Here is a 25,786-nt window from a genome sequence, read left to right on the forward strand (position 1 = left end):
ATTAGATTATTTACCTAAGTAATATTCTGAAACAAGGTTTAATTTTTCATCAAATTCGAAAACAAGTGGTGGGAAGTTAGGAATTTCAACGTCCATGATTTCATCATCTGACAATTGTTTGATATGTTTTACAAGAGCACGGATTGAGTTACCGTGTGCACCAACAAACACATTTTTACCATCTTTAAGAGCAGGAGCAATTTTATCTTCCCAGAAAGGAAGAGCACGCTCTAAAGTAACTTTTAAGTTTTCTGCATCTGGAATAACAGAATCATCTAGTGAAGCATAGCGACGATCAGTATGTGCTGAATGTTCATCATCTTTAGCCATATCTGGAGGCAATACATCATATGAACGACGCCAAATATGAACTTGCTCATCACCAAATTGTTCAGCTGCTTCTGCTTTATTTTTTCCTGTCAATCCACCGTAATGACGTTCGTTCAAGCGCCATGATTTTTCAACTGGTACCCAAAGTTGATCAGCTGCTTCAAGGGCAAGGTTAGTTGTTTTGATGGCACGTTTAAGAACTGATGTAAAAGCAAGGTCGAACTCAATACCTGCTGCTTGGATTAATTTCCCAGCATCAATAGCTTGTTGTGTACCTTTTTCTGAAAGATCTACGTCAGCCCATCCAGTGAAAAGGTTAGCTTTATTCCACTCAGATTCACCGTGGCGTGCGAATACTAATTTTACCATTAGAAAATTTCTCCTTTAATTTTGGCTATACCAATATTTACTTTAACTATTCTACAAAAAATAGCCATAAAAATCTAGTCTGATTACTAGTTCAATAATCAAAAATAGCTTATTATTAACTATCTATAAGAAAAGGCATATCACCTAGAGTGCTATGCCTTTAGATATCCTGTGATTTATTTAACAAAATCTAATAAGGCAAGGAAGCTTTCTGCTTCAAGTGAAGCTCCACCTACAAGGGCACCGTCAACGTCTGGGCAAGCCATGTATTCTGCAACGTTTTCAGGTTTAACTGAACCACCGTATTGAACGCGAACTTTGTCAGCAACTGCTTGACCGAAGTCTGCTGCAACAACGTCACGAACTGCTTTACACATGTTTTGTGCATCGTCTTGAGTTGCTGATTTACCAGTACCAATAGCCCAGATTGGTTCGTAAGCGATAACAAGTGATGATACTTGCTCTTCTGACAAACCTGCAAGAGCTGCTGAAACTTGAGCACCTACGAATTCAACCGCTTTACCAGCTTCGTAAGTTTCAAGAGACTCACCGCAACAAATGATTGGAGTCAAACCATTAGCAAAGATAGCTTTTGCTTTTTTGTTGATATCTTGGTCAGTTTCATGGAAATAATCACGACGTTCTGAGTGACCGATAACAACGTAGTCTGTACCCATTTCAGCCAATACTTTAGGGCTGTTTTCACCAGTGAATGCACCTGAATTCTCAAAATAGCTATTTTGAGCAGCGATTTTCAATTCTGAACCTTTAGCTGCTTCAAGAACTGTTGATAAAGTAAGCGCTGGAGCAGCAATCCCTGCTTCAACAAGTTCTGATGATGGTAATTTAGAAGCTACTGCTTCGATGAATGCTTTTGCTTCTTCTGGATTTTTATTCATTTTCCAGTTACCAGCGATAAATGGTTTACGTGACATTACACATACCTCTTCTTTTTTTATTTACTAATCTATCATACCATAAATTATAGTTAATTAAAAGTTTCACGAGTCTAGTAAAACGCTTTAATTATAGATACTAAAAAAGAGTCCCTGAGGACTCTTCACAATTTGAGCTGTCTGACTCTAACTGCCGTTTGGGAACTTAATTAAGTTAAATTAAGCTTCGATTTCTGAAACGATACCTGAACCAACAGTACGTCCACCTTCACGGATTGAGAAAGTAGTACCTTGTTCTACGGCGATTGGGTGAATCAATTCAACTTCGATAGTAACGTTATCACCAGGCATAACCATTTCTGTTCCTGCTGGAAGTTCGATTGAACCTGTTACGTCAGTTGTACGGAAGTAGAATTGTGGACGGTAGTTGTTGAAGAATGGAGTATGACGTCCACCTTCTTCTTTAGAAAGGATGTAAACTTCACCTTTAAATTTAGTGTGTGGGTTGATTGAACCTGGTTTAGCAAGAACTTGACCACGTTCGATTTCATCACGTTGCACACCACGAAGAAGAACACCAACGTTGTCCCCTGCAAGACCTTCGTCAAGTTGTTTACGGAACATTTCAACACCAGTAACAACTGCTTTTTGGATATCTTCTTTAATACCAACGATTTCAACTTCGTCGTTGACACGAACAGTACCACGGTCGATACGTCCTGAAGCAACTGTACCACGTCCAGTGATTGAGAATACATCTTCGACTGGAAGAAGTAAAGGTTTGTCAGTATCACGTTCTGGTTCTGGAATGTACTCATCAACAGTGCTCATCAATTCCATGATGATGTCTTCGTATTTTTCATCGCCTTCAAGTGCTTTAAGAGCTGAACCTTGGATAACTGGAAGGTCATCACCTGGGAAGTCGTATTCTGAAAGAAGGTCACGAATTTCCATTTCAACCAATTCAAGCAATTCTTCATCATCAACAAGGTCAACTTTGTTCATGAATACGATAAGGTGTTTAACACCAACTTGACGTGAAAGAAGGATGTGCTCACGAGTTTGTGGCATTGGTCCATCAGTTGAAGCAACTACAAGGATAGCTCCGTCCATTTGAGCAGCACCAGTGATCATGTTTTTAACGTAGTCCGCGTGTCCTGGAGCGTCGATGTGGGCATAGTGACGTTTTTCAGTTTCGTACTCAACGTGTGCAGTGTTGATTGTGATTCCGCGTTCGCGCTCTTCTGGAGCAGCATCGATAGAAGCGTAATCTTTTGGTTGGTTAACTGAAGTAGGCAAGCGACGTGCCAATACAGTTGTGATAGCTGCTGTTAAAGTAGTTTTACCGTGGTCAACGTGTCCGATTGTACCAATGTTAACGTGTGGTTTACTACGATCGTATTTTTCTTTTGCCATTTTAGGAAAAGCCTCCAATAAAATATATTTTATAGATAGACGGTAGGCAATACAGTCTAACTTTACTTATCTATTTTAACAAAATCCTCTAAAAAAGCAAGTATTTTATGCTTTTTTGCTTATTTCTTTATTTCCTTAAAATTCGGGTAAGATTGATTGAGGCATTTGTTATCTCTTATATGTATTTTTTAGTAGTTATCATATAATCATATTGTTAAATACATCCTAATTTAGAATATTAATAGACACTTCTTTTCTTCAAATATCTTCTCTCTATTAATTAGAGTTTAAATTTCAAAAAATACAAAAATCGAGATAAAAATCTCGATTTTTGTTTGGATGATTATTTAAAGGCATCAAGGTTGATTATTTTTTCATTTTTTTCTTGTGGCTTATATTGTTCTTCTGCTTCTTTCATTATGAGTTCCTTTTTCTCGTTAGCATCAATATTAAGCACGAATCCGATAGCTACAGAAAGTACCAAGAGGCTGTTCCCTCCTTGGGATAAGAAAGGAAATGTCACTCCAGTTGAGGGGATTAACCCAGAAATACCACCAATGTTAACAAAAACTTGCATCAATAGCATTGCTCCAATACCAAGAGCGATCATTGAGTTGAAAGGATCTTTAGCCTTTATACCTACGTGCATAATACGTAAAATTAAGAAGAAAACCAAAGCTAAAATAAACCCTGCACCAATAACTCCTAATTCCTCAATAACAATTGAAAAGACAAAGTCTGTTGTTGCTTCTGGTAAGTACCCTAATTTTTCAATAGAATTCCCAAGTCCTCGACCAAACCAGCCACCGTTGCTCATTGCATAATATGAATTAGCCAACTGGTGTCCTGAATCTGTTAAATCTTTAAATGGGTCAAAAAAAGCATTAAATCGCTTAGCTACATAACCAAAGACAGGGACTTTAGCCATTGTCTCAACTCCAACAACTGCAATAGTTCCGATAAATAAAGTTGACCCCACGACGATTAGACCAAGTAAAGCTGAAAACCATCGATAACCAATACCACTAATACAGTACATAATAATGACCGTTAGAACAATTATCGAACCATTTCCTAAATCAGGTTGTGCAATTACCAAACCAATCATAAATAAAGAATAAAATCGCCAATCTTTTAGGTCGCTTAGTGATCTCGGAAGCCATCTCCCTTTTGTCAAAGCTTGATAATCATATATTTCTATCTTTTTTTGCCTTCGAGCAAAAGTAAACGCTAAATACCATACAATGATAACTTTTAAATATTCAGCAGGTTGAAAACTAATAGGACCAATAACAATCCAACCATGTGCTCCATTAACTTCTTGTGTGAAAAAGCGCGCTATTAGTAGTAAAAATACTTCTACCAATACTGCCATAGTCAACACTTTAGAATTTTTCAAAAAATTTAGTTTCAGTTTATAGATAAAGATAATTGCAACCAAACTGACTGCCCAAAAGACACCCTGGTTGATTACTGAACGAAAAGGGTTAGCTCCAAGCTGAATTAGAGTTGCACTAGTTGTCGAATAAATTACAATTAAGCCTAGAATAGACAATATCAAATAGGGAATGAGGATGGAATAATTCAGAAGATGCCTTTTATCAATTTTCATATTGTATTATTTCCTTTAATATATCAAAAAATTACCATTATGCATTATATCATCTTTCGAAGTAAAGTAAAAGGAAGAATAGCAATGATCCTCCCTCTATCAATATTAACCTGAATTTCGTAAACCTGTTGCAATACCATTAATAGTAATATGAATCAACTTCTCATAGTCTTCATCTAGTTGGTTACTACGAAGACGTTTAATCAATTCAATTTGAACATAATTCAAAACATTGAAATATGGCAAACGATAATCTAAACTTGCATGTAACATTGGGTTTTCTTCTAATAAATTATCATGCTGTTCAATAGCTAAAATCATATCTTTAGTTAACTGCCATTCATTAAGGATGATATTAAAAACATCTCGAACTTCTTTACTTCCAGCTAACTGAGCATACTGAAGCGCAATATTCATATTTGATTTTGATAAAACCATATCTACATTAGATAAAAGAGAATTAAAGAATGGCCATTTTTGATACATGGTTTGTAATTTTGCTAAGTTTGCCTCATCTTGTTCAATAAAGTGCTTGAAGGCTGACCCAACACCATACCAACCCGGAAACATAATACGATTTTGTGACCATGAAAATACCCATGGAATTGCACGTAAACCCGAAATTTCTGTAATTGTTTTACGTGCTGCTGGCCGAGAACCAATATTTAAACTTGATACCTCTTTAATTGGACTTGCTTCAAAGAAATAGTCATAGAAATAAGGATTATCAAAAACTAAATTTCTATAAACAGCATTACTTTCAGCCACAATACCATCCATTGTCTCACGGAAATTATCAATTTCATTAGGGTTAGTAATCATACGTGTTACCATGCGGTCTATGGAAGCTGAAATAAGCATTTCAAGGTTATAATAGGCTGCATCTTGATTACCATATTTATTCTCAATGATTTCACCTTGCTCTGTTAGGCGAATTCGATCTTTGATTGAACCAAAAGGTTGTGATGTGATGGCTTCATAAGATGGACCACCTCCACGACCAACAGTCCCACCACGACCATGGAAAAATGTGATTTTAATACCGTTTTCTTCACCTATTTTTGTTAGCTCATTTTGAGCTTTATATAGAGTCCAACCAGATGATAAATAGCCACCATCTTTATTACTATCTGAATAACCTAGCATTATTTCTTGATAATTGTTGTTAGTAGCAATCCATTTTTTAACTAATCCATAATGTAGATACTGGGTCATAATATCACGTGAATTATCCAAATCTTCGATGGTTTCAAATAACGGTACAATCTGAATGCGAGCTTGATTGGCATCAATTAGTCCAACTTCTTTTAACATGATAGCCAACTCAAACATATCCGAAACGCTCTCTGTGTGAGAAATGATATGCTGTTTTATAATGTCTTCACCCAATTGATCTTTTAACTCACGTGCTGTTTGGAAAATAGCCAATTCTTTTTGAAGTAACTCGGATTTAGGAGTATGCGTAGAAGATAATGTTCTAGGATCTTCTGTTAATTCTTTTAAGAGAAGTTGACATTTTTCTTCTTCTGAAAGAGAACTGTAATCATCTACAATATTGGCAGACTTCAATAATTCTGCTACACAAGCTTCATTAATACTAGAATCTTGACGCATATCAATAGTAGCTAAATAAAATCCAAAGATATCTACTGCTTGAATAAGACAAGCTAATTCGCCATCGACAAGAGAATCTTGTCCATATTGAACTAAAGATTGCTTCACAAGTAACAAATCTTGTTTAAACTCCTCAGCAGTAGCGTATGCTGGTAGTTCTTCTGTCTGTATGTCAGAAGCTACTTGAGCGACATGTGATTTTATATACCTTCCTACAATATCAGAAGATTCTTGACGACTAACAAATTTCTCTTTTGGGTAAGAACCAACTTTTAAATTTAGTAGGGTTTGTACTAGCTTACCTTGGATAAAATTGAAAGCTTTACGGTAAGGTTCATTTTCCCTATATACCGAATTATCTTGTGACTGGTTTGCCAATGTAACAAGTTCGGGAGAGACTTCAGTTAGACTTATTGAAAGTGACATATTACGATAAAGCTCGTTTAGCTGCTCAATATAATGGTTAATAATCACTTCACTTTGTACCATAGCTGATAATCTTAGTGTCTCAGCAGTTACAAAGGGATTGCCATCTCTATCACCACCAATCCACATCCCCATAGTCAGAGGCTTAGGATTCTCTAAGTGAATACCTTTTTTAGCTGCCAGTGCCTTATATTCTGCTGTTAATTTGGTAACTGCTTTAATAAGAGAACGGTTGTAATATTCCATTACATTGGTTATCTCATTTTTGACTTTCAATTTTTTCTCGCGAATAGTGTCTGTTTGCATGATAATGCCGATGTAACGACGCAAGTCAGCATACCATTTTTCTTGATTCACGATTCCTGCCTTGACATCTCTGTATTTACGTAATAAATCATGAATCTTAGACGTTAATTCGAGCACCGTTTTACGCTGCACCTGAGTAGGATGAGCTGTTAGCACAGGCACAACATTGACGTGTTCAAGAATATCTTTAGCATTTTCATGGCCAGCTACAACATCAATAGTCGTTGATAACTTTCCTAGGTAATCTTGGTTAAGATTATTTTTATAATTAATTTCATATGCTAAATCAACGTCTTCTGAAATATTAATTAAGAGCGGCAAAATAGAGAAGTAACGAGAAACAATAACCATCTCCTCGTTGCTTAAAGCCGAAATAGTTTCCTTCAGACCAGTATAATCGTCAGTTGATGATAATGAAACTATTTTTTCAATCTTGTCAAATGATTCACTACCAATCAATTTTTGCGTTGCTTCATCCAAAAGCTGCTTCAGTAAACCGACCTCTTCGGTAATGATTTCTTTATTGCTACTACTTTCTAATTTCGGGTGGGACAAACCATCACTTCCTCTCTTAAATCTCACTACTATGATACCATTTTAAAGTAAAAAGTAAACCATTCTAGGATTTTTAGATAGAATTTTCAGATTTTTACTTATTTATGACAGTAATCAGTTTTTCTTGTTCGACTTTTTTGATATACTGAGGATAATTGAGATTAACTGATTAATTGTTAATTAACAACTATTATTAAAGGAGTATCGCATGGAACTTAAAAAACGCTCTGAATTCCCTGAAAATGAACTTTGGGATCTGACTGCTCTCTACAAAGATCGTCAAGATTTTTTACTGGCTATTGAAAAAGCTCTTGAGGATATCAAGGTTTTCAAAAAAAATTACGAGGGAAAACTTAATTGTGTTGAGGATTTTACTAGTGCCCTTATGGAAATCGAGCATATTTATATCCAGATGAGTCACATTGATACCTATGCTTTTATGCCTCAAACTACTGACTTTAGCAACGAAGAGTTTGCACAAATTTCTCAAGCAGGATCAGACTTCGCAACTAAAGCTAATGTACTACTTTCTTTCTTTAATACTACCCTAGCAAATGCAGATATAAAGATTTTAGATTCTTTAGAAAATAACCCTCATTTCAAAGCAACTATTCGCCAAGCTAAAATTCAAAAGCAACACTTATTAAGTCCAGAAGTCGAAAAAGCTTTGACAAACTTAAATGAAGTCCTAAATACACCATATGATATTTATACTAAAATGCGTGCTGGCGATTTTGATATGGAAGATTTTGAAGTTGACGGAAAAACCTACAAAAATAGTTTTGTAACTTATGAAAATTACTTTCAAAATCACGAAAATGCAGAGATACGTAAAAAATCCTTCCGTTCATTCTCGAAAGGTCTACGTAAGCACCAAAATGCTGCAGCTGCGGCTTATCTTGCAAAAGTCAAATCTGAAAAGTTAATTGCTGATATGCGTGGTTACGATAGTGTTTTTGATTATCTTCTTTCCGAACAAGAAGTTGACCGTTCAATGTTTGACAGACAAATTGATCTTATCATGGATGAATTTGGTCCAGTAGCTCAACGATTCCTCAAACATATCGCCGATGTTAATGGTATTGAAAAGATGACTTTTGCAGATTGGAAATTAGACATTGATAACGAACTTAATCCCGAAGTAAGTATCAATGATGCTTATGACTTAGTAATGAAATCAGTTGCTCCTTTAGGAAAAGAATATTCCCAAGAGGTTGAGCGCTATCAAAAAGAGCGTTGGGTTGATTTTGCAGCTAACGCTAATAAAGATTCTGGAGGATATGCTGCGGATCCTTACAAAGTTCATCCCTATGTACTCATGAGCTGGACGGGGCGTATGAGCGATGTCTACACTCTTATTCATGAGATTGGACATTCTGGTCAATTTATCTTCTCAGATAATCACCAAAGTTTTTTCAATACTCACATGTCCACTTACTATGTTGAAGCTCCATCTACTTTTAACGAACTTTTACTTAGTGACTACTTAGAAAACCAATTTGATACAGCACGTCAAAAACGCTTTGCTCTTGCACATCGCTTAACTGATACTTACTTCCACAATTTCATTACTCACTTACTTGAAGCTGCTTTCCAACGTAAAGTTTACACTCTAATTGAGGAGGGAGGAACTTTTGGAGCAGAACAATTAAATGCTATTATGAAGGAAGTATTAACACAATTCTGGGGAGATGCTATTGAAATAGATGACGATGCTGCTTTGACATGGATGAGACAAGCTCATTACTACATGGGGCTCTATAGCTATACTTACTCTGCTGGTTTAGTAATCTCGACAACCGGCTATCTCAATCTCAAAAATAATCCAAACGGAGCAAAAGAGTGGTTAGCATTCTTGAAATCTGGTGGGAGCCGTACCCCTTTAGAAACAGCTCTATTAATCGGTGCTGATATTTCTACTGATAAGCCTCTACGCGATACTATTAATTTCTTATCTAACACTGTAGACCAAATTATTAATTACAGTAATCTTATTGAGCAAGGCTAAACTACAGCCTTTCAAAAACATAAAAACAAGTTGGAGATATCTCCAACTTGTTTTTATCTTATTTTTTGTAAACTTCCTGATAAAATTCAATTTTGTCATTCTTTTTAACTTTAATTTGGTTTGCTGCCTTAGGAGCTAATTTATTATTGACCTTGAACATCCAATAAAGCCCTTTGGTTTCATCTTGGCTGATGCCATCAATTGAAGTAATGAAACCATCTTTTTCTTTAACTTTATAGTTAGCTTTAAGCACATCCAAAACAGTATCACCTTTATGGTAAACAACCTTTTCACTTAACACGTTCGTATCTTCTTTAACCACCAATTCAACCTTACCAACTTCTAACGTTGAGCTAGTTGTTGTCTTATTCGATGTAGATGGTTGCCCGCAAGCTACTAAAGTTGTAGCGAATACTGTTAGCAAGAATAATTTAATGTATTTTTTCATTCCTAAATCTCCTTAAAATCGGTAACAAAAGAGGATAAAATAAACAAGTTGATAAAGCGTGTGCCATATTAAAACTAAGTCCTGCTAATACATAAGTCCACCAAGGCATATGATATAACCAAGCAAAACAGGTATCAATAATGACGCCATAAACAACCCCTAACCCTCCTGCAAAGAAAGTTTGAAGTACTACCTCCGTTATTTTACCAAAACATACAGCTTTTGTCAGCGGATATATCAGAAATTTCCACAAGCATAAAATTAAAGCGAAGGAAATGATTTGCAAAAAGACCCATGGACCAAAGCCCATTAAAAAAGAAGAAACTAGCATTGTTATAGTTACAGTAGCTACACCTTCTTTTAAATCGAATAAGACAACTGTAATCAAAAAAATGGCAGTAATTGGCTGAATGTTAGGCAGAGGCGCAAAAGCATATCTCAACACAACACACAAAGCAGATAATATAGCGACTCTAGTCAATTTAGTTAAAGTTGAATTCTTTATCATGTCTTTAATTATACCTCAAAACTATGACTACCGCTTAAAAGTCTTTTTTATTACAATTTCATTTCTAATGTTACATAAATGACCTCTTTTTTTAAAAGAACGTAAATAAGCCTGTAAACTTTGATTTTTTAAACCTTTTAAGTTACAATATCAATAATGAGAAGAAGAATTAAACCTATTGTTGTTGCGGTTTTTTTCAGTTTATTTGGACTTTTATTAATTATTGGTCATTTACATTCGACAAATACTTTGAAAAAAGAATTAGTTGAAGCTAAAAAGACAATTCCATCCGTAAAAGCTTCAAAAGTACCGCAAAAATCAACATCATCGAAAGATAAAGAGTTTGTTCTTAAACCGATTATCGATGTCTCTGGTTGGCAACTTCCTAAGGAGATTGATTACGATACGCTTTCAAAAAATATTTCAGGTGTTGTTATTCGTGTCTTTGGTGGATCAAAGATATCTAAGACTAATAACGCTGCTTATACAACTGGAATCGATAAATCGTTTAAGACCCATATCAAAGAATTTCAAAAGCGAAATATCCCAGTAGCTGTCTACAGTTATGCACTTGGTTCAAGTGTTAAAGAAATGAAAGAAGAGGCTCAGATATTTTATAAGAATGCAGCTCCTTACAAACCAACTTTTTATTGGATTGACGTAGAAGAGGAGACAATGTCTAACATGAATAAAGGTGTCCAAGCATTCCGAAAAGAATTAAAAAGACTTGGTGCTAAAAATGTTGGTATCTACATTGGTACTTACTTTATGACTGAGCAAGGCATCTCTGTAAAAGGATTTGACGCTGTTTGGATTCCAACTTATGGTAGCGATTCTGGATACTATGAAGCAGCTCCGCAAACTGAACTTAAATACGATTTACACCAATACACCTCTCAAGGTTATCTACCAGGATTCAATCAACCGCTTGATTTAAATCAAATTGCAGTTAATAAAGACAAGAAGAAAACTTATGAGAAACTTTTTGGAAAAGTAAAAGATTAAAAGCTACTGTTAACAGTAGCTTTTTTGATAAACTATTTATTATTTAATTCTTCAATAGAAAGGATTTTTTGGGTTGGTTTTTTCCTAAGCGTAGTAACGATTGCTTCTGCCACTATCACAACCTTAGTTGGAAAGACCTTTTGTACAACAATACCTAAGAAAGGCAAATGACTAAATAATTTTATACACTTGGCTTGGAAAATCGAGAGAGGTCGCTCTTCACCATACATCAAACCTGGTCTTACAAAAAGGTAATCCAGACCGCTTGCTTTGATTATCTGCTCTGCCTTCCTTTTACTTCTAATGTAAGCTGAATAGCCGCTGTTGGCTGAAATGTAAACTAGCTTTGGTATTTGATTTTTGTGACAGAGTGCTACTGCTTTTTGGGTTGCTTTAACGTTAAGCTCATCTAGTTGATTGGGCTTAATCGCTCCAATACAGTCAATTAATATATCAAAAGTTCTGTCTTCTAAATGAATCTTATCAGCTTCTGTAATATCTCCCCTAATGTAGGTTAATCTAGGATCCTTAAATATATCACCTTTACCTTCATGTCTTGATAAGTAAGCCACTTTATGCCCTTTTGTAAGCGCTGCTTTTATTATCTGCTTTCCTAAAAAACCACTACCACCTGCAATCAGTATTTCCATAGTTCCCTCTCCTTCATTTTGTAAATTTAGTATAGAAATTTTTATATGCCTTGTCAAAGTAATCGTTTAATACCTGACCACGGTATGATTTCAAGTCATTACATCAGGACACTTCATATTTAGCTATTTATAAAACTTCTAATTTAACATTCCAAATAGTACTGTTGCGATATTTATTATCATTATTCCCTGAAATGGTATTCAAGCTTATTTCTAAGAGTCAGTAGAAATTTACTATAATCATCTTTAAATGTTATAATAAATATGAAACAAACTTATTAGTTAAGGGTCATTATGAGTAAAAAGAATAAAATCAAAAAAACTTTAGTTGATCAAATTTTAGATAAAGCAAAAATCGAACATGATAGTCTACAATTGGATGCTTTACAGGGAGATTTACCCAACGGTATTCAAAAACAAGATATCTTTAAGACATTAGCGCTAATCGGTGATAAAACCGGTCCCATAATAGGTATCTTACCTCTCACCGAGCATTTATCCGAAAAAAAGTTAGCTAAAATTTCAGGAAACAAAAAGGTACAAATGATACCTCAAAAAGATCTCCAGAAAATAACCGGTTATATTCACGGAGCAAATAATCCAATTGGAATTCGCCAAAAACATAATTACCCTATTTTTATCGATACTATCGCTTTAGAAAAACAAGAACTCATTGTCTCTGCAGGAGAAATTGGACGTTCTATTCGTATTAATAGTGAGGTTCTTGCAGATTTCGTAAATGCTAAATTTGCCGATATAAAGGAATAATAATTAGGATTGGAGAAAAATATGAAATTTTATCTTGTTAGACACGGAAAAACACAATGGAATTTAGAGGGACGTTTCCAAGGTGCTAACGGAGACTCACCTCTCCTTGAAGAAGCTATTGAAGAATTAGAAGAACTTGGACAATACCTATCATCTATTCATTTTGATGCTGTTTATTCTAGCGACTTAGGTCGTGCTAGAGATACTGTTAATATCCTCAATGATGCTAATTCATGCCCAAAAGAAATCCACTATACTCCTCAACTTCGTGAATGGGCATTGGGAACTTTAGAAGGTTGTAAAATTGCAACTATGCAAGCTATCTATCCTCGTCAAATGACCGCATTTTATCAAAATCCCTTACAATTTAAACATGACATGTTCGGTGCAGAATCTCTTTATCAGACAACGCATCGTGTAGAGAGTTTCTTACGTTCTTTAGCTTCAAAAAATTACGACAAGGTCCTTATTGTAGGACATGGAGCAAACCTAACTGCGTCTATTCGTTCCTTACTGGGTTATCAATATGGTAGTTTACACTACAAAGATAAACTTGATAATGCCAGCCTCACAATCATAGAAACTCATGATTTTAAAGACTTCAACTGTCTGACTTGGAACGATAAATCTTATTTAAGGCAAGAGGTCAAAATGACACACTAAAATAATCCACTAGATTCATCTAGTGGATTATTTAATTATCTAGCATACTTCATGCGTAATACTTTTTCTTGTTTTGCAGTTAGGCGCAGTAAAATAACAACTTTGTCAACGCTCATATTACTCTCAAGCAGACGCTCTGCTGCCATCATTAAACCATTATTAAGTCCCATTTCAAGGACTGGATTACTTTTATCGTTGATATCAAAAATAAATTTATTATCAGGTAAGTCAAACAACACTTTAACAGCACCGAATAATTGCTCAAAGTTATCAATAGCAACATCATAAACTGGTTTAATTCCCGGTTTTAAAGAACGTCCTCTATGGTTGAACCACATAGAATGCCAACCACCATTAAATGCACCCATAATATCATTATCATATGAATCACCCACATAAAGTGTAGTTGAAGGGTTCATATCAAATTGCTCTGCTGCTAAATTAAAAATCTCCTTTTCAGGCTTTTGAAAACCAGTTGCTTGACTAACTATAACACGTTTTGGATCAACATAGTCATAAAGTCCCAATTTTTTAACTTTTTTCAATTGATGTTCCGTAGGACCATTTGTAATAATTCCCATTGGTACATTTTTTGATTTCAAAAAGTCAAGTGTCATACGCATCTCATCAAGCATTGTAATATTTTCAAGTTCATGTTCGTATATTTCTTGAAAATAAATACCAGTAGCTTCGTTAATTTCACGATAACCAAACTCTAAAAGCGTTTCTTTGCATCGCCAGAAACGAAAATATTCTGTTGTCCATTCACCAGCCATTACTCGTGGAAAGCCAATATCTGAATAATGACGAAAGCGAATATAAGCTTGGTTAATAGCGCTCATATCAAAATCAGGAAAGCATTTCTCCACAGCAATACGGTAAGGTGCTTGTTGATCGTAAATTGTATCATCAACATCAAAAACAATTGAAGTAATCATGATTATCCTTTTCTTTCTGAATTTTCAATTGTTAATTATACCTTTTTCTACCCTTATTTTCAAATGGTGAAAAGTCTATTAAAAATGAGAATAACACCATAAACTCATAAAATAAATTATGAATTATCAGTGTTTTTGTGGTACAATAGGATGAATACTAACTTGGAGGAAATTATGTCTAACCAACATATTGAAGAATTAAATGACCAACAGATTGTTCGTCGTGAAAAAATGGCTGCTTTGACTGAACAAGGCATTGATCCTTTTGGTAAACGATTTGAACGTACAGCAACATCTGGTCAATTAAATGAAAAATACGCTGACAAATCAAAAGAAGACTTGCACGACATTGAAGAAACTGCTACAATCGCTGGTCGTTTAATGACTAAGCGCGGTAAGGGGAAAGTTGGCTTTGCGCATATCCAAGATCGCGAAGGTCAAATTCAAATTTATGTCCGTAAAGATTCTGTTGGCGAAGAAAACTACGAAATCTTTAAAAAAGCTGATTTAGGTGACTTCCTTGGTGTTGAAGGGCAAGTAATGCGTACAGATATGGGAGAACTTTCTATCAAGGCTACTCATATTACTCACCTTTCAAAAGCGCTCCGTCCACTTCCTGAAAAATTCCACGGCCTAACTGATATTGAAACAATCTATCGTAAACGTCATCTTGATTTAATCTCAAATCGTGACAGCTTTGACCGTTTTGTAACACGCTCAAAAATCATTTCAGAAATTCGTCGCTTTATGGATAGCAATGGTTTCTTAGAGGTTGAAACACCTGTTCTTCATAATGAAGCTGGTGGTGCTTCTGCTCGCCCATTTATCACACACCACAATGCACAAGACATTGACATGGTTCTTCGTATCGCAACTGAATTGCATCTAAAACGTCTTATTGTAGGTGGTATGGAGCGTGTTTATGAAATCGGACGTATTTTCCGTAATGAAGGGATGGATGCAACCCACAATCCAGAGTTCACATCTATTGAAGCCTACCAAGCCTATGCTGACTACCAGGATATTATGGACTTGACAGAAGGTATTATCCAGCATGTTACAAAAACTGTAAAAGGTGATGGACCAATTAATTATCAAGGCACAGAAATTAAAATTAATGAACCATTCAAACGTGTTCATATGGTTGATGCGGTTAAAGAAATCACTGGTATTGACTTCTGGAAAGAAATGACTCTTGAAGAAGCACAAGCTTTGGCACAAGAAAAAAATGTTCCTCTTGAAAAACATTTCACAACAGTTGGTCACATCATTAATGCCTTCTTCGAAGAATTCGTTGAAGACACTTTAATTCAACCAACTTTTGTCTTTGGTCATCCAGTCGAAGTGTCTCCACTTGCTAAGAAAAATGATACAGACCCTCGTTTTACAGACCGTTTCGAACTCTTTATCATGACTAAAGAATACGCTAATGCTTTTACAGAATTAAATGACCCAATTGATCAGCTGTCTCGCTTTGAAGCACAAGCATCTGCTAAAGAACTTGGCGATGATGAAGCAACTGGAGTTGATTACGATTATGTTGAAGCACTTGAATATGGTATGCCACCTACTGGTGGACTAGGTATTGGTATCGACCGTCTCTGTATGCTGTTAACTGATACAACAACTATCCGAGACGTCCTACTTTTCCCTACAATGAAATAAGAATATATTAAAACCCATCCTTATTTAAGGTGGGTTTTAATATTACCTCTACTGAACTTTGTTAGGTTTCTGATTTATCGCTCACGCAATTTTTTATCAAGGTTCACCATTTCAATAGCCGAAAGAGCACAATCATAACCTTTATTTCCTGCTTTTGTTCCTGCCCTCTCAATAGCTTGTTCGATGTTATCCGTTGTTAGAACACCAAAGATATGAGGGATATCTGACTGGCTATTTAAATGACCAATACCTTTTGTCACCTCATTACAAACATAATCATAATGATCAGTGCTGCCTTTAATGACTACCCCAAGACAGATAATAGCATCATAATCTTTATATAACGCCATTTTTCTAGCCATATAGGGGATTTCAAAAGCACCGGGTACCCATACAATATCTATATCTTCTTCTGAAACACCATGTCTCAGCAGTCCATCTACTGCTCCTGATAATAATTTAGATGTAATCAATTCATTGAAACGTGAGACTACGATTCCTATTTTCATTTCGTTTGCCACTAATTGTCCTTCAATAATTGTCATTTTTTCTTCCTCCTTTAATCTAAAAGATGTCCCATTTTTTCTTTCTTAGTTTTTAAATAATTAAGGTCATAAGCTGTTGCTGCTACCTGTAATGGCACTCTGTTTTTGACGCAAATTCCTTCTGCTTCAAGTTGTTGGATTTTATCTGGATTATTGGTTAGTAAGTTTATAGAATTTATACCTAAATCTTTTAAAAGTTGAGCACTAACTCCATAGTCTCTCTCATCTCCTTCAAAACCTAAAGCCAAATTAGCTTCTAAAGTATCTAAGCCTTCTTCTTGCAAATAATAAGCTTTTAACTTATTAATCAAACCAATTCCTCGACCTTCCTGTCTCATATAAAGAAGGACGCCACGACCTTCAGCCTCTATTTGTTGGAGTGCATTAGCCAGTTGTTCCCCACAATCACATCTCAAGGAATGAAAGACATCACCTGTCAAACATTCTGAGTGTAAACGACATAAAACATCTTCACCACTACTAATATCCCCTTTAACAAGGGCAACATGTTCCTTACTTGCCACAACTTCGCTATATCCATAAGCCGTAAAATGACCGAATTGCGTTGGTAGCTGAATCTCAATTTCTCTAACCACCCCTCCCTCTTCTTGACGTCTATAGTCTTGCAATTGTTTTATGGTAGCGATAGCTAAATCGTGCTTTTGAGCAAATGCTAATAACTCATCCTTTCTCATCATACTACCATCTTCAGCCATTATTTCACAACAAAGTCCACATTCCTTTAATCCAGCTAGACGACATAGGTCAACGGTTGCTTCAGTATGTCCATTTCTAGCTAAAACACCTCCTTCCTTGGCTAACAAGGGAAATAAGTGCCCAGGACGTCTAAAGTCTTTAGCTTTGCTACTGTCGTTAGCAACCATCTTAGCTGTCAAAGCTCTATCTTCCGCAGAAATCCCAGTACTAGTTGATAGATGATCAATGGATATGGTAAAAGCTGTTTCATGATTATCAGTATTATGGCTAGCCATTTGAGCTAATTCTAACTTTTCAGCATAGTAATTAGATAGAGGTAAGCAAATTAATCCTTTCCCAAATTTAGCCATAAAATTAATCGACTCTTTTGTCACCATTTCAGCCGCACAAATAAGGTCCCCTTCATTCTCTCTATTTTCGTCATCCATCAAAACTACCATTTTCCCTGATTTGATGTCTTGTAAAAGTTTTTTTATTGGACTAAAGGCCATTAGCTTTCTCCTCTCTCTTAGTAGCCATTTTCTGATAAAAAAGACCAATCCATTACCGATGAAGTGTGATTAGTTCTATTAGTCGGTGCTAAAAATTTCTCAGCATATTTGCCTAAAACATCCACTTCGATATTTAATAAATCCCCAACCTTTTTTAAGGATAAATTAGTTTGAGTCATCGTGTGGGGAATGACCGAAACTTCAAAAGAATGCTCTGTAAATGATACCACTGTTAAGCTAATCCCATCTAGAGCCACCGAACCTTTCTCTATAATATAAGACATAATACTAGGTGGAGCATCAATTGAAAATCTGACAGCAATATCATCTTTTTGGATTTTTTCTATTTTTCCAACCCCATCCACATGTCCAAGAACAAAATGTCCCCCTAACCTTGAGTCACTTCTGAGTGCTAATTCTAAGTTAACTTTAGAATGAAGTCGTAAAGCAGCTAAACTTGTTCGCATCATACTTTCTGGCATGACGTCTGCTATAAAAGCTTTTTCACTTTTGTCAAGAACCGTCAAACAAACACCATTAACAGCTACGCTATCCCCTTTTCTTAATAAAGGGACTAGTTTGGGAGCGTCAATACTTAATTGTTGGGACTTTATGCCATTCCGAATACGACTGACTTGACCCATTTCCTCAATAATTCCTGTAAACATAATGTTCTACCTTTCCTTCAATAACAACATCAGAATCCATACGACTAAGTTCAATATCTTTTACTCTGAAAGCTTGGTTAAGCCAATCCAAGCCTTCTCCAGAAATAGCTGTTTTTGCTTTCAGACCTCCTATTATTTTGGGTGCAATAAAAACAATTAGTCTGTTAACAATACCAGCTTTTAAAGCTGAAAAATGTAAACTACTTCCTCCTTCAATAAGAAGGCTATCAATCCCGTCTTGTCCTAAAATAGTCATTAATACTTTCAAATCCAGCTTTCCATCTTTTCTTGGAACCTTAATCAAACGGCAACCCATTTCTTTTAATGTTTGTTGCTGAGCAAGATTATCTGAACATGTTGCAATCCATGTTGGTATTGTTTTAGCACTCTTAACTAGGTAAGAGTCTAAAGGTATCTTCAACTGACTGTCACATACGATCCTCACAAGCGCTTCACCTTTAGGAATACGGCAAGTTAAACGTGGATTATCAGCTAATACAGTATTGATACCGACCATAATAGCACTACATTTTTGCCTCAATTTCTGAACAGATTGTCTTGAGTGCTCATTTGATATCCACTTAGAATCGCCCGTCTTTGTAGCTATCTTCCCATCTAAAGTCATAGCATATTTCAAATAAACAAAAGGCTGCTTATAGGTCATGTGAAAAATGAATCTTTCATTCAGAGCATCGCATTCTTCTCTTAAGATACCAACTTCAACATTTAAACCTTCTTTTCTTAACAAGGCAATCCCTTTTCCTGAAACTAAAGGATTTGGATCTAAACTTCCAACTACTACTTTTTTGATACCAGATTTAATAAGAGCTTCAGTACAAGGTGGTTGCTTACCCACATGACAGCATGGTTCTAAAGTCACGTACAGAGTACTTCCAGAGATATCTTCATCAGCATTTTTAATAGCCTGTCTTTCCGCATGTAAATCTCCAAATCGTTTATGATAACCTTTGGAAATTATACGATCATCTTTAACAATAACAGCACCTACTAATGGGTTGGGAGCAACGAACCCCATACCTTTCTCAGCCTCTTTCAAGGCTAATGCCATGTAGTCTTCTTTTTTCATCATTTCCTTTTTCCTTCTAAAATAAAAACCCTTAGCTTCTAAAATAGAAAACTAAGGGGAGGGATGAGAAGTCGTTGATTATACTAATTAGCATTATATTTTAGGTAGCACAAAAAAACTAAAGACTCCCTATAGAAAACTATAGGGAGTCTCTCATTAATCCAGCACAAATAAACTGCAAGTAGCAGACAATCACTGAATTCTTCTCTCATCCAGACTTTACTGTCGGTACTGGAATCACACCAGTTCATGCTCGAAAGCTCGCGGACTATACCGCCGGTTAGGATTTTCACCTGACCCCGAAGAAATTCTATTTGACAGTTATTTTACTAAACTCATTTTTATTTGTCAATAAAAATAATGTGTTTTTTATTATAAAATAATAATTAAGTAGCTCATCTATTCTTATCTTTAAAAGACAGTATATCTATACCATAAAGCAATCTTTCGAACTAATCAAACAAGAATCGATAGTATTATTGGATTATATTTCTTAAAAAATTCACTACAGATATAGTTTACTCCACTTAAATAACTTAGGTAAATCTACGGAACTAAAAATAATCGATAGAAATCTGTTATTTTGTTATTTCAAATGTAACTGTTAAGAAAATAGTTCTCTAATACTAAACAGCACCTCAATCGATTATTAAGTAGCGTTAATTTTTAATTGTTTTTCTATTTTCTATTTGTTATAATGGCTTGAGATTACTAGAAAGTATAGTATTACATGAATCAAAATCATTCCGTCAAAAGATCCTTATCCGAAGTTAATCAGAGCGTTGAGGTTCCTCACAATAGCTCTTTTTGGAACACTTTAAGAGCTTTTCTTGGACCTGGAGCTTTGGTTGCAGTTGGTTATATGGATCCAGGTAACTGGATTACTAGCGTTATTGGTGGAGCTACCTATCGTTACTTACTATTGTTTGTTGTTTTAGTATCTTCTTTGATGGCGATGCAATTACAACAAATGGCTGGCAAGCTTGGCATTGTTACACGACAGGACTTAGCACAAGCAACAGCTTCTCGACTCCCAAAACCGCTTCGTTACCTGCTATTTATTATCATTGAGTTAGCCCTTATCGCTACTGATTTAGCAGAAGTCATTGGCTCTGCCATTGCTCTTCACTTATTATTTGGCTGGCCCCTGTTACTGTCTATCATGATTACTATTTTGGATGTATTCTTACTTTTACTCTTAATGAAGTTAGGCGTCCAAAAAATTGAAGCCTTTGTTTCTGTTCTCATATTGACAATTTTGATAATCTTTACATATTTAGTTGTTTTATCACAACCTGATTTAGATGCTATGTTCAAAGGATTTTTACCACACCATGAGCTTTTTAACATATCACATGAAGGGAAAAATAGTCCTTTAACCCTCGCTCTTGGCATTATCGGCGCAACAGTCATGCCACATAATCTTTATTTACATTCTTCTTTATCTCAGACTAGACGCGTGGATTATCATAATAAATCTTCAATAAAAAAAGCTGTACGTTTCATGACCTTAGATTCTAACATTCAGCTATCACTTGCATTTGTCGTGAATTCGCTACTATTAGTCTTAGGAGCTAGTCTATTTTATGGGCATGCTAATGATATCAGTGCCTTTTCTCAAATGTATCTTGCCCTATCTGATAAAACTATTACTGGTGCAGTAGCCAGTTCTTTCCTTTCTACCCTTTTTGCAGTTGCCCTACTAGCAAGTGGTCAAAATTCAACGATTACAGGTACTTTAACAGGACAAATCGTTATGGAAGGTTTCCTTCACTTCAAATTACCTCAATGGTTAATAAGGCTTTGTACTAGATTATTAACTCTTCTTCCAATTTTTGTTATCGCCCTACTAGTTGGAGGCGAAGAAAATACGTTAGATCAACTAATCGTCTATTCACAAGTTTTTCTTTCCTTAGCTTTACCATTTTCAATCTTTCCATTGATTTATTTCACGTCGCAAAAATCAATTATGGGAGAGCATGCTAATGCTAAATGGAATACCTATTTAGCATACCTTGTCGCCATCATTTTAACATTACTCAATTTGAAATTAATCATGGATTTACTTTAATACAATACAAAAAGCCCCACTAATGAACTGAACCTCTATCATGAGACATACATCTAATGATAGAGGAAAGTACATAATGATGGAGCTTTTTGTATTTCTTTTAAAGAACCCGTGAGTAAGGACTAGTATTTTTTTGCTTGTACCTCTCCTTGACATTATAATAACCGATGATGAAAAACGATACGCCAAAGATAATTGCTGCAATCAAAGATAAAATTTGGATACTAAAATATAGGTGTTGAAAATTTCCTTCTAAATGTGCTTTAAAAACCATCAACCAAGCCCAAAAAACGGATAAGATTAAGTAAGCATTTTGTAATACCCTAGCCAGGTAAAGACTTAAAACAGTTATAAAAATCAAGGCAATGATAGCTATATATACCTTTGGTAATGGGTAATTAAAATCAATTTTAACTAAGTAGACCGCTAAATTGACCAATGACGCAACTAGCAACCATCCTGCATGAATTCCAAATGTTATTCTAAGCAGTAATTTTGATTTATTTTTACTGAGTATCTTGATAATGATAACCAGAAGAATACAGTAAGCAAAAATTATTATTGTTGATAGGCCAATCAAATTACTCGTAAAAAATACAGTCCATATATTATTAACTAATAGAAGACCCAAAAAGTATGGAAAAATGCTAGCAAAGTTATCTTGGTAAGATTGACTCTTACTGAATATAGCTCTTAATATTACTAAAAAGGTCAATAAATAGATGACTGACCAAATTGAAAAGGCTAATGGTGCTGGTGTCAAGAGCGTTTGATAACGATCAGACAGACTCTTCTGACTGTTCCCTGTTAACAAACCTGTTGCGGATAAATAATTCACTATTATTGTTAAGATAAAGACTAACAATAACATCTTACTTTTAAATGAATATCTAATCATAGAGGCCTCCTTTCACCTCCATTATAATTCTTTTAGTTTAAAAATTCTATTTTTTTAATCAATATGTTTACTGAATACTCGCTTGTCTCGACAAAAAAAGTGGTTTTTGAAACCACTTTTTATTTATTTACGAAAAGCATCTAAAATGACTTTAAATTCTTCATTAGATAAAGTGATACCTTTACCCATTTTTGTATGATCTGGACTCCATGTACGCAAATCAAATTTAGCTGGCGCTCCGTTGAAGCTAACACGATTCAACTCTTTTGTCCAACCTTTTTCATTTTCAGATAGGACCAGTAACTTCTCAACAATTTCAAATGTAAATTCTGACATTTTATACCTCCACTTATACTATTCGTTATTTTTATAGCTTTTTGTTCTATTTAAATGAACTTCTTCTATTTTAACAATTTTTAGTAATATTGACCATGTAAAATGACAAAATAGTTATAAAAGTATCTAAGCTCTTATAGTCTTGCTAGTACCATCATTTTGATAAAGGTTCACTAATCCTTCTTTACAAGCACGAATCATATCCCCTTTTTTTACTGGATTTGGTAATGTTATGGTTAATAATTCCATCGGATTTGGAGCACGGTCTATTTTATTTCCCTCAGCATCGCGCAGACCTTCAATAAAACATTCAAAGTGACGGAAGCCAGGACCATAGAATTCTACGCGATCTCCTTCCATAATAACATTACGCTGACGAATTGTAGCCTCCATTTTAGCATTGTCAAATGAAACCACTTCCCCAACAAATTTGTATTGAGGAATTTTACGACGAGCTCCAAAGAGTTGTTCATTTTCAGTTGGTGTATGGTAGTAAAAACCTGTTGCTAATTCGCGTTGTGCAACCTTCCAAAGTTCATCAATCAAGTCTTCTTTAATAGCTTCAAAAGCTTCTGGACTTTCCATATAGGCATCTACAGCAGCTTTATAGCAATTAGTTACTGTAGAAACATAATGAATGGATTTCATACGTCCTTCTATTTTTAAACTATCTACGCCATTTTCAATCATATCTGGAATATGCTCAATCATACACATATCCACAGCTGACATTGAGAAAGGTTCTGGAATCTCGCCTTTTAACGATTGACGTTCTTGTCCAAATGGCATATCGTAGAGGTCATATTTCCAACGACATGACTGAGAGCAACCGCCACGATTAGCATCACGATGGCTCATATGGTTTGATAGAACACATCGTCCTGAGTATGAAATACACATCGCGCCATGAACAAATGCTTCTATCTCAACATCTGTCCTCTTCCTGATTTCAGCCAACTCTGCCATAGTAACCTCACGTGCTAATACGACACGAGTAAGCCCCATCTCTTTCCAAAATTCAAAAGTTTCATAGTTCGTGGAAGAGGCTTGAGTTGACAAATGAATTTCTAAACCTGGTGCTTCTGTAGCACAAATAACAATAAGAGCAGGATCTGAAACAATGACTGCATCTAGTCCCATATCACGTAATTCACGAAACCACGGACCTGCCCCAAGCTCATTACCTTCATGAGTAACCATATTAGCCGCTACATAAACTTTAGCATCTCTTGCATGAGCATAGTTTATTCCCTCTTGTAACTCTTCCATAGAAAAGTTACCAGCTCTACTTCGAAGACCATACGCTTGACCTCCAACAAATACAGCATCTGCTCCATAATCAATAGCAACTTTTAATTTTTCTAGTGTTCCTGCAGGTGATAAAACCTCAGGGCGTTTTTTTACATTAGACATCTTATATTTCCTTCTATTTTCAAGATAAAAGAATTATTTTCTATCTTAATTAACATACCAATCGATATGCAGTTCTTAGTGTAATTGGCTACGCTTTGAAATAGAAAACTTTCACGTAGCAAATAAATCTTATTTTACTGTTGATGGGTCAAACTCATAAAATCCAGTATCTAAACCACGTCCTTTAGGGTGCAGTTTTCTAATTCGTTCATCAAACAAGAAAGCCTGATCCTGAGTGAATGTTCCATTTTCAATCAAACGAGCTGTTTCGACAAAAATTTCAGCAATAGCAACAAAATTATCTCCTGGACAATAAATACCATCTAATTTCCAGTGAGTAAAGTGATGTTCAACTAGTTCAGTCACTTTAGTCATCATATCGATATCATTGTTAATAAAAATATGAGTCCCATGCTTATCTTCGTAAATAGAATAGTGACTTTCTGGATCACCTGGTTCTGCTAAAAAAAGACCACGCTCACGTGTTTTTTCATCAGTGATATGAGTAAAATTATAATAGTTTTGTAATAACGGACGCTTAGAGTGATGAATTACAGAAGCCCCATAAACTAAAATCTCAGCAGGAAATTCAAGGTTCTCAGACATCTTAAAAAGTTCTTCAGAAGGTATTTCACGTGCTAAAACCGTTTCTACTGCTCCATGTTGTCCCCAAAAATTAACTTGACGACTTGATGTAACGAATACAGAAGTGTCGTAGATAAGTTTGAAGTTATAACCATCACGCTTGTTGATATAAAATACTCCTGCATCACCAACTACCAAATAATCCACATTAATTTCTTTCATCAACTCCAAAAATGGTTTGATATTATCCATCATCTCTTGATGCATGAGTGCATTACAAGCTACTGTCAATTCTTTACCAGCATCATGTACTAATTTAGCGATTTCACGCAATTCATCGTCTGAAAATGAATGTGGTAAACGAAGACCGTAATTTTCTTCCCCTACGTAGATGCGGTCAATTCCTATTGCTAGCAATTGCTTTACTTGTTCAATAGATTCAGCTGTCGCTGTCAAAATTATTTTTTCCATAATTAGTATTATAACAAACTTTCAGCATTTTTAAGCATATTTCTTGACAAGAATAAATAAAAAATATTCTTTTCGAAAATTATATCACTTTAGAGGTTAAGCACTATCAGATAAGAAAAAACATAGTATTGAAATACTATGCGAAATTATATCTATTTTTTTCCTTTCCAATTTAAAAAAGTAAGGAAAGTAGTAAAAATACTTTTAGTATTCTACTACTAATATGGACAATGTTTTTGTTTTTTTGAGAAAAAACCTTTATTTTAACTCATAGTATCAAAAAACTAGTGACAAACTCTATTATTTGTGATATGATATGCTAGTATC

At 35.1% G+C, this 25,786-nt stretch carries 23 protein-coding genes and 1 riboswitch; of the genes, 6 read left to right on the forward strand and 17 right to left on the reverse strand.

Annotated elements, in window-relative coordinates; all coding sequences use genetic code 11:
• Positions 1-6 precede the first annotated feature (6 nt).
• From HMPREF2818_RS08485 to ppc, 5 genes are all read right to left on the reverse strand, one after another.
• Positions 7-699, reverse strand: coding sequence for a phosphoglycerate mutase (locus HMPREF2818_RS08485; RefSeq protein WP_000240135.1), 693 nt, complete (start codon positions 697-699; stop codon positions 7-9).
• Between the two features lie 176 nt (positions 700-875).
• Positions 876-1,634 carry a triose-phosphate isomerase gene (gene tpiA / locus HMPREF2818_RS08490; RefSeq protein WP_000087883.1) on the reverse strand — a complete coding sequence of 253 codons (759 nt, stop codon included), beginning with the start codon at positions 1,632-1,634 and terminating at the stop codon, positions 876-878.
• 180 nt (positions 1,635-1,814) lie between these two features.
• Positions 1,815-3,011, reverse strand: a complete 1,197-nt coding sequence (gene tuf, locus HMPREF2818_RS08495; RefSeq protein WP_001040730.1) for an elongation factor Tu — start codon at positions 3,009-3,011, stop codon at positions 1,815-1,817.
• Positions 3,012-3,354: 343 nt separating this feature from the next.
• Positions 3,355-4,623, reverse strand: coding sequence for a cell division peptidoglycan polymerase FtsW (ftsW, locus tag HMPREF2818_RS08500; RefSeq protein ID WP_000687014.1), 1,269 nt, complete (start codon positions 4,621-4,623; stop codon positions 3,355-3,357).
• 105 nt (positions 4,624-4,728) lie between these two features.
• Positions 4,729-7,524 carry a phosphoenolpyruvate carboxylase gene (gene ppc / locus HMPREF2818_RS08505; RefSeq protein ID WP_000019277.1) on the reverse strand — a complete coding sequence of 932 codons (2,796 nt, stop codon included), beginning with the start codon at positions 7,522-7,524 and terminating at the stop codon, positions 4,729-4,731.
• 208 nt (positions 7,525-7,732) lie between these two features.
• Here ppc and pepF point away from each other — a divergent pair, with 208 nt between their 5' ends.
• Positions 7,733-9,532, forward strand: coding sequence for an oligoendopeptidase F (gene pepF / locus HMPREF2818_RS08510; RefSeq protein ID WP_000421052.1), 1,800 nt, complete (start codon positions 7,733-7,735; stop codon positions 9,530-9,532).
• A 58-nt stretch (positions 9,533-9,590) separates the two neighbouring features.
• Here pepF and HMPREF2818_RS08515 read toward each other — a convergent pair whose 3' ends face one another.
• Positions 9,591-9,980 (reverse strand): DUF4430 domain-containing protein, encoded by a 390-nt coding sequence (locus HMPREF2818_RS08515; RefSeq protein ID WP_000759944.1) that lies wholly within the window; start codon positions 9,978-9,980, stop codon positions 9,591-9,593.
• Positions 9,964-10,488 carry an ECF transporter S component gene (locus HMPREF2818_RS08520; RefSeq protein WP_000594804.1) on the reverse strand — a complete coding sequence of 175 codons (525 nt, stop codon included), beginning with the start codon at positions 10,486-10,488 and terminating at the stop codon, positions 9,964-9,966. Before HMPREF2818_RS08520 ends, HMPREF2818_RS08515 begins: the two co-directional genes overlap by 17 nt.
• A 156-nt stretch (positions 10,489-10,644) precedes the next feature.
• Here HMPREF2818_RS08520 and HMPREF2818_RS08525 point away from each other — a divergent pair, with 156 nt between their 5' ends.
• On the forward strand, positions 10,645-11,493 hold the full coding sequence (locus HMPREF2818_RS08525; protein ID WP_001254338.1) for a glycoside hydrolase family 25 protein: 849 nt from the start codon (positions 10,645-10,647) through the stop codon (positions 11,491-11,493).
• 32 nt (positions 11,494-11,525) lie between these two features.
• On the opposite strand, the gene HMPREF2818_RS08530 is transcribed toward HMPREF2818_RS08525, so the two are convergent.
• Positions 11,526-12,143, reverse strand: coding sequence for an SDR family oxidoreductase (locus HMPREF2818_RS08530; RefSeq protein WP_000404310.1), 618 nt, complete (start codon positions 12,141-12,143; stop codon positions 11,526-11,528).
• A 294-nt stretch (positions 12,144-12,437) separates the two neighbouring features.
• On the opposite strand from HMPREF2818_RS08530, the gene HMPREF2818_RS08535 reads away from it, so the two are divergent.
• Together HMPREF2818_RS08535 and HMPREF2818_RS08540 are read left to right on the forward strand one after the other, a co-directional pair.
• Complete coding sequence (locus tag HMPREF2818_RS08535) at positions 12,438-12,911, forward strand: aminoacyl-tRNA deacylase (protein ID WP_000038843.1); 474 nt, start codon at positions 12,438-12,440, stop codon at positions 12,909-12,911.
• Positions 12,912-12,932: 21 nt separating this feature from the next.
• Positions 12,933-13,574 carry a histidine phosphatase family protein gene (locus tag HMPREF2818_RS08540; protein WP_000675284.1) on the forward strand — a complete coding sequence of 214 codons (642 nt, stop codon included), beginning with the start codon at positions 12,933-12,935 and terminating at the stop codon, positions 13,572-13,574.
• A 35-nt stretch (positions 13,575-13,609) separates the two neighbouring features.
• Here the strand turns inward: HMPREF2818_RS08540 and HMPREF2818_RS08545 are convergent, their stop codons facing one another.
• Positions 13,610-14,512, reverse strand: a complete 903-nt coding sequence (locus HMPREF2818_RS08545; RefSeq protein WP_000633105.1) for an HAD family hydrolase — start codon at positions 14,510-14,512, stop codon at positions 13,610-13,612.
• 174 nt (positions 14,513-14,686) lie between these two features.
• On the opposite strand from HMPREF2818_RS08545, the gene lysS reads away from it, so the two are divergent.
• Positions 14,687-16,177, forward strand: coding sequence for a lysine--tRNA ligase (gene lysS / locus HMPREF2818_RS08550; RefSeq protein WP_000070708.1), 1,491 nt, complete (start codon positions 14,687-14,689; stop codon positions 16,175-16,177).
• 74 nt (positions 16,178-16,251) lie between these two features.
• On the opposite strand, the gene ribE is transcribed toward lysS, so the two are convergent.
• Genes ribE through ribD form a run of 4 tightly spaced genes read right to left on the reverse strand, consistent with a single transcriptional unit; the run spans position 16,252 to position 19,688 of the window.
• Positions 16,252-16,722, reverse strand: coding sequence for a 6,7-dimethyl-8-ribityllumazine synthase (gene ribE, locus HMPREF2818_RS08555; protein ID WP_000152414.1), 471 nt, complete (start codon positions 16,720-16,722; stop codon positions 16,252-16,254).
• 14 nt (positions 16,723-16,736) lie between these two features.
• Positions 16,737-17,930 carry a bifunctional 3,4-dihydroxy-2-butanone-4-phosphate synthase/GTP cyclohydrolase II gene (locus HMPREF2818_RS08560; protein ID WP_000885820.1) on the reverse strand — a complete coding sequence of 398 codons (1,194 nt, stop codon included), beginning with the start codon at positions 17,928-17,930 and terminating at the stop codon, positions 16,737-16,739.
• A gap of 17 nt (positions 17,931-17,947) precedes the next feature.
• On the reverse strand, positions 17,948-18,598 hold the full coding sequence (locus HMPREF2818_RS08565; RefSeq protein WP_000493855.1) for a riboflavin synthase: 651 nt from the start codon (positions 18,596-18,598) through the stop codon (positions 17,948-17,950).
• Entirely contained in the window at positions 18,579-19,688 is a 1,110-nt protein-coding gene (ribD, locus tag HMPREF2818_RS08570; RefSeq protein ID WP_000975996.1) for a bifunctional diaminohydroxyphosphoribosylaminopyrimidine deaminase/5-amino-6-(5-phosphoribosylamino)uracil reductase RibD, read from the reverse strand. Before ribD ends, HMPREF2818_RS08565 begins: the two co-directional genes overlap by 20 nt.
• A 193-nt stretch (positions 19,689-19,881) precedes the next feature.
• Positions 19,882-19,996, reverse strand: a riboswitch (FMN riboswitch).
• Between the two features lie 419 nt (positions 19,997-20,415).
• Here ribD and HMPREF2818_RS08575 point away from each other — a divergent pair.
• On the forward strand, positions 20,416-21,756 hold the full coding sequence (locus HMPREF2818_RS08575) for an Nramp family divalent metal transporter (protein ID WP_001073014.1): 1,341 nt from the start codon (positions 20,416-20,418) through the stop codon (positions 21,754-21,756).
• A gap of 100 nt (positions 21,757-21,856) precedes the next feature.
• On the opposite strand, the gene HMPREF2818_RS08580 is transcribed toward HMPREF2818_RS08575, so the two are convergent.
• The 4 genes from HMPREF2818_RS08580 to HMPREF2818_RS08595 form a co-directional block, all read right to left on the reverse strand.
• Complete coding sequence (locus HMPREF2818_RS08580) at positions 21,857-22,654, reverse strand: tryptophan-rich sensory protein (protein WP_000622014.1); 798 nt, start codon at positions 22,652-22,654, stop codon at positions 21,857-21,859.
• A gap of 123 nt (positions 22,655-22,777) precedes the next feature.
• On the reverse strand, positions 22,778-22,990 hold the full coding sequence (locus HMPREF2818_RS08585; RefSeq protein WP_001288869.1) for a YdbC family protein: 213 nt from the start codon (positions 22,988-22,990) through the stop codon (positions 22,778-22,780).
• Between the two features lie 126 nt (positions 22,991-23,116).
• Positions 23,117-24,403: a peptidase U32 family protein gene (locus tag HMPREF2818_RS08590; RefSeq protein ID WP_000073158.1), complete on the reverse strand. Its 1,287-nt coding sequence runs from the start codon at positions 24,401-24,403 to the stop codon at positions 23,117-23,119.
• A gap of 129 nt (positions 24,404-24,532) precedes the next feature.
• Entirely contained in the window at positions 24,533-25,459 is a 927-nt protein-coding gene (locus HMPREF2818_RS08595; protein ID WP_017644230.1) for a peptidase U32 family protein, read from the reverse strand.
• Positions 25,460-25,786: the final 327 nt, after the last annotated feature.

It is taken from the genome of Streptococcus sp. HMSC076H09, assembly GCF_001811765.1.
In the GTDB taxonomy this organism is placed as follows: Bacteria; Bacillota; Bacilli; order Lactobacillales; family Streptococcaceae; genus Streptococcus; species Streptococcus agalactiae.

Bases quoted from the DNA above. Each gene is read 5' to 3' on its own strand.
- HMPREF2818_RS08560 (WP_000885820.1), bottom strand. From the start codon at position 17,930: ATGGCCTTTAGTCCAATAAAAAAACTTTTACAAGACATCAAATCAGGG.
- tpiA (WP_000087883.1), bottom strand. From the start codon at position 1,634: ATGTCACGTAAACCATTTATCGCTGGTAACTGGAAAATGAATAAAAAT.
- HMPREF2818_RS08535 (WP_000038843.1), top strand. From the start codon at position 12,438: ATGAGTAAAAAGAATAAAATCAAAAAAACTTTAGTTGATCAAATTTTA.
- pepF (WP_000421052.1), top strand. From the start codon at position 7,733: ATGGAACTTAAAAAACGCTCTGAATTCCCTGAAAATGAACTTTGGGAT.
- ribD (WP_000975996.1), bottom strand. From the start codon at position 19,688: ATGATGAAAAAAGAAGACTACATGGCATTAGCCTTGAAAGAGGCTGAG.
- HMPREF2818_RS08575 (WP_001073014.1), top strand. From the start codon at position 20,416: ATGAATCAAAATCATTCCGTCAAAAGATCCTTATCCGAAGTTAATCAG.
- HMPREF2818_RS08515 (WP_000759944.1), bottom strand. From the start codon at position 9,980: ATGAAAAAATACATTAAATTATTCTTGCTAACAGTATTCGCTACAACT.
- ftsW (WP_000687014.1), bottom strand. From the start codon at position 4,623: ATGAAAATTGATAAAAGGCATCTTCTGAATTATTCCATCCTCATTCCC.
- lysS (WP_000070708.1), top strand. From the start codon at position 14,687: ATGTCTAACCAACATATTGAAGAATTAAATGACCAACAGATTGTTCGT.
- HMPREF2818_RS08585 (WP_001288869.1), bottom strand. From the start codon at position 22,990: ATGTCAGAATTTACATTTGAAATTGTTGAGAAGTTACTGGTCCTATCT.
- HMPREF2818_RS08580 (WP_000622014.1), bottom strand. From the start codon at position 22,654: ATGATTAGATATTCATTTAAAAGTAAGATGTTATTGTTAGTCTTTATC.
- HMPREF2818_RS08595 (WP_017644230.1), bottom strand. From the start codon at position 25,459: ATGGAAAAAATAATTTTGACAGCGACAGCTGAATCTATTGAACAAGTA.
- tuf (WP_001040730.1), bottom strand. From the start codon at position 3,011: ATGGCAAAAGAAAAATACGATCGTAGTAAACCACACGTTAACATTGGT.
- HMPREF2818_RS08485 (WP_000240135.1), bottom strand. From the start codon at position 699: ATGGTAAAATTAGTATTCGCACGCCACGGTGAATCTGAGTGGAATAAA.
- HMPREF2818_RS08590 (WP_000073158.1), bottom strand. From the start codon at position 24,403: ATGTCTAATGTAAAAAAACGCCCTGAGGTTTTATCACCTGCAGGAACA.
- HMPREF2818_RS08565 (WP_000493855.1), bottom strand. From the start codon at position 18,598: ATGTTTACAGGAATTATTGAGGAAATGGGTCAAGTCAGTCGTATTCGG.
- HMPREF2818_RS08540 (WP_000675284.1), top strand. From the start codon at position 12,933: ATGAAATTTTATCTTGTTAGACACGGAAAAACACAATGGAATTTAGAG.
- ribE (WP_000152414.1), bottom strand. From the start codon at position 16,722: ATGACAATTATTGAAGGACAATTAGTGGCAAACGAAATGAAAATAGGA.
- HMPREF2818_RS08545 (WP_000633105.1), bottom strand. From the start codon at position 14,512: ATGATTACTTCAATTGTTTTTGATGTTGATGATACAATTTACGATCAA.
- HMPREF2818_RS08520 (WP_000594804.1), bottom strand. From the start codon at position 10,488: ATGATAAAGAATTCAACTTTAACTAAATTGACTAGAGTCGCTATATTA.
- HMPREF2818_RS08530 (WP_000404310.1), bottom strand. From the start codon at position 12,143: ATGGAAATACTGATTGCAGGTGGTAGTGGTTTTTTAGGAAAGCAGATA.
- HMPREF2818_RS08525 (WP_001254338.1), top strand. From the start codon at position 10,645: ATGAGAAGAAGAATTAAACCTATTGTTGTTGCGGTTTTTTTCAGTTTA.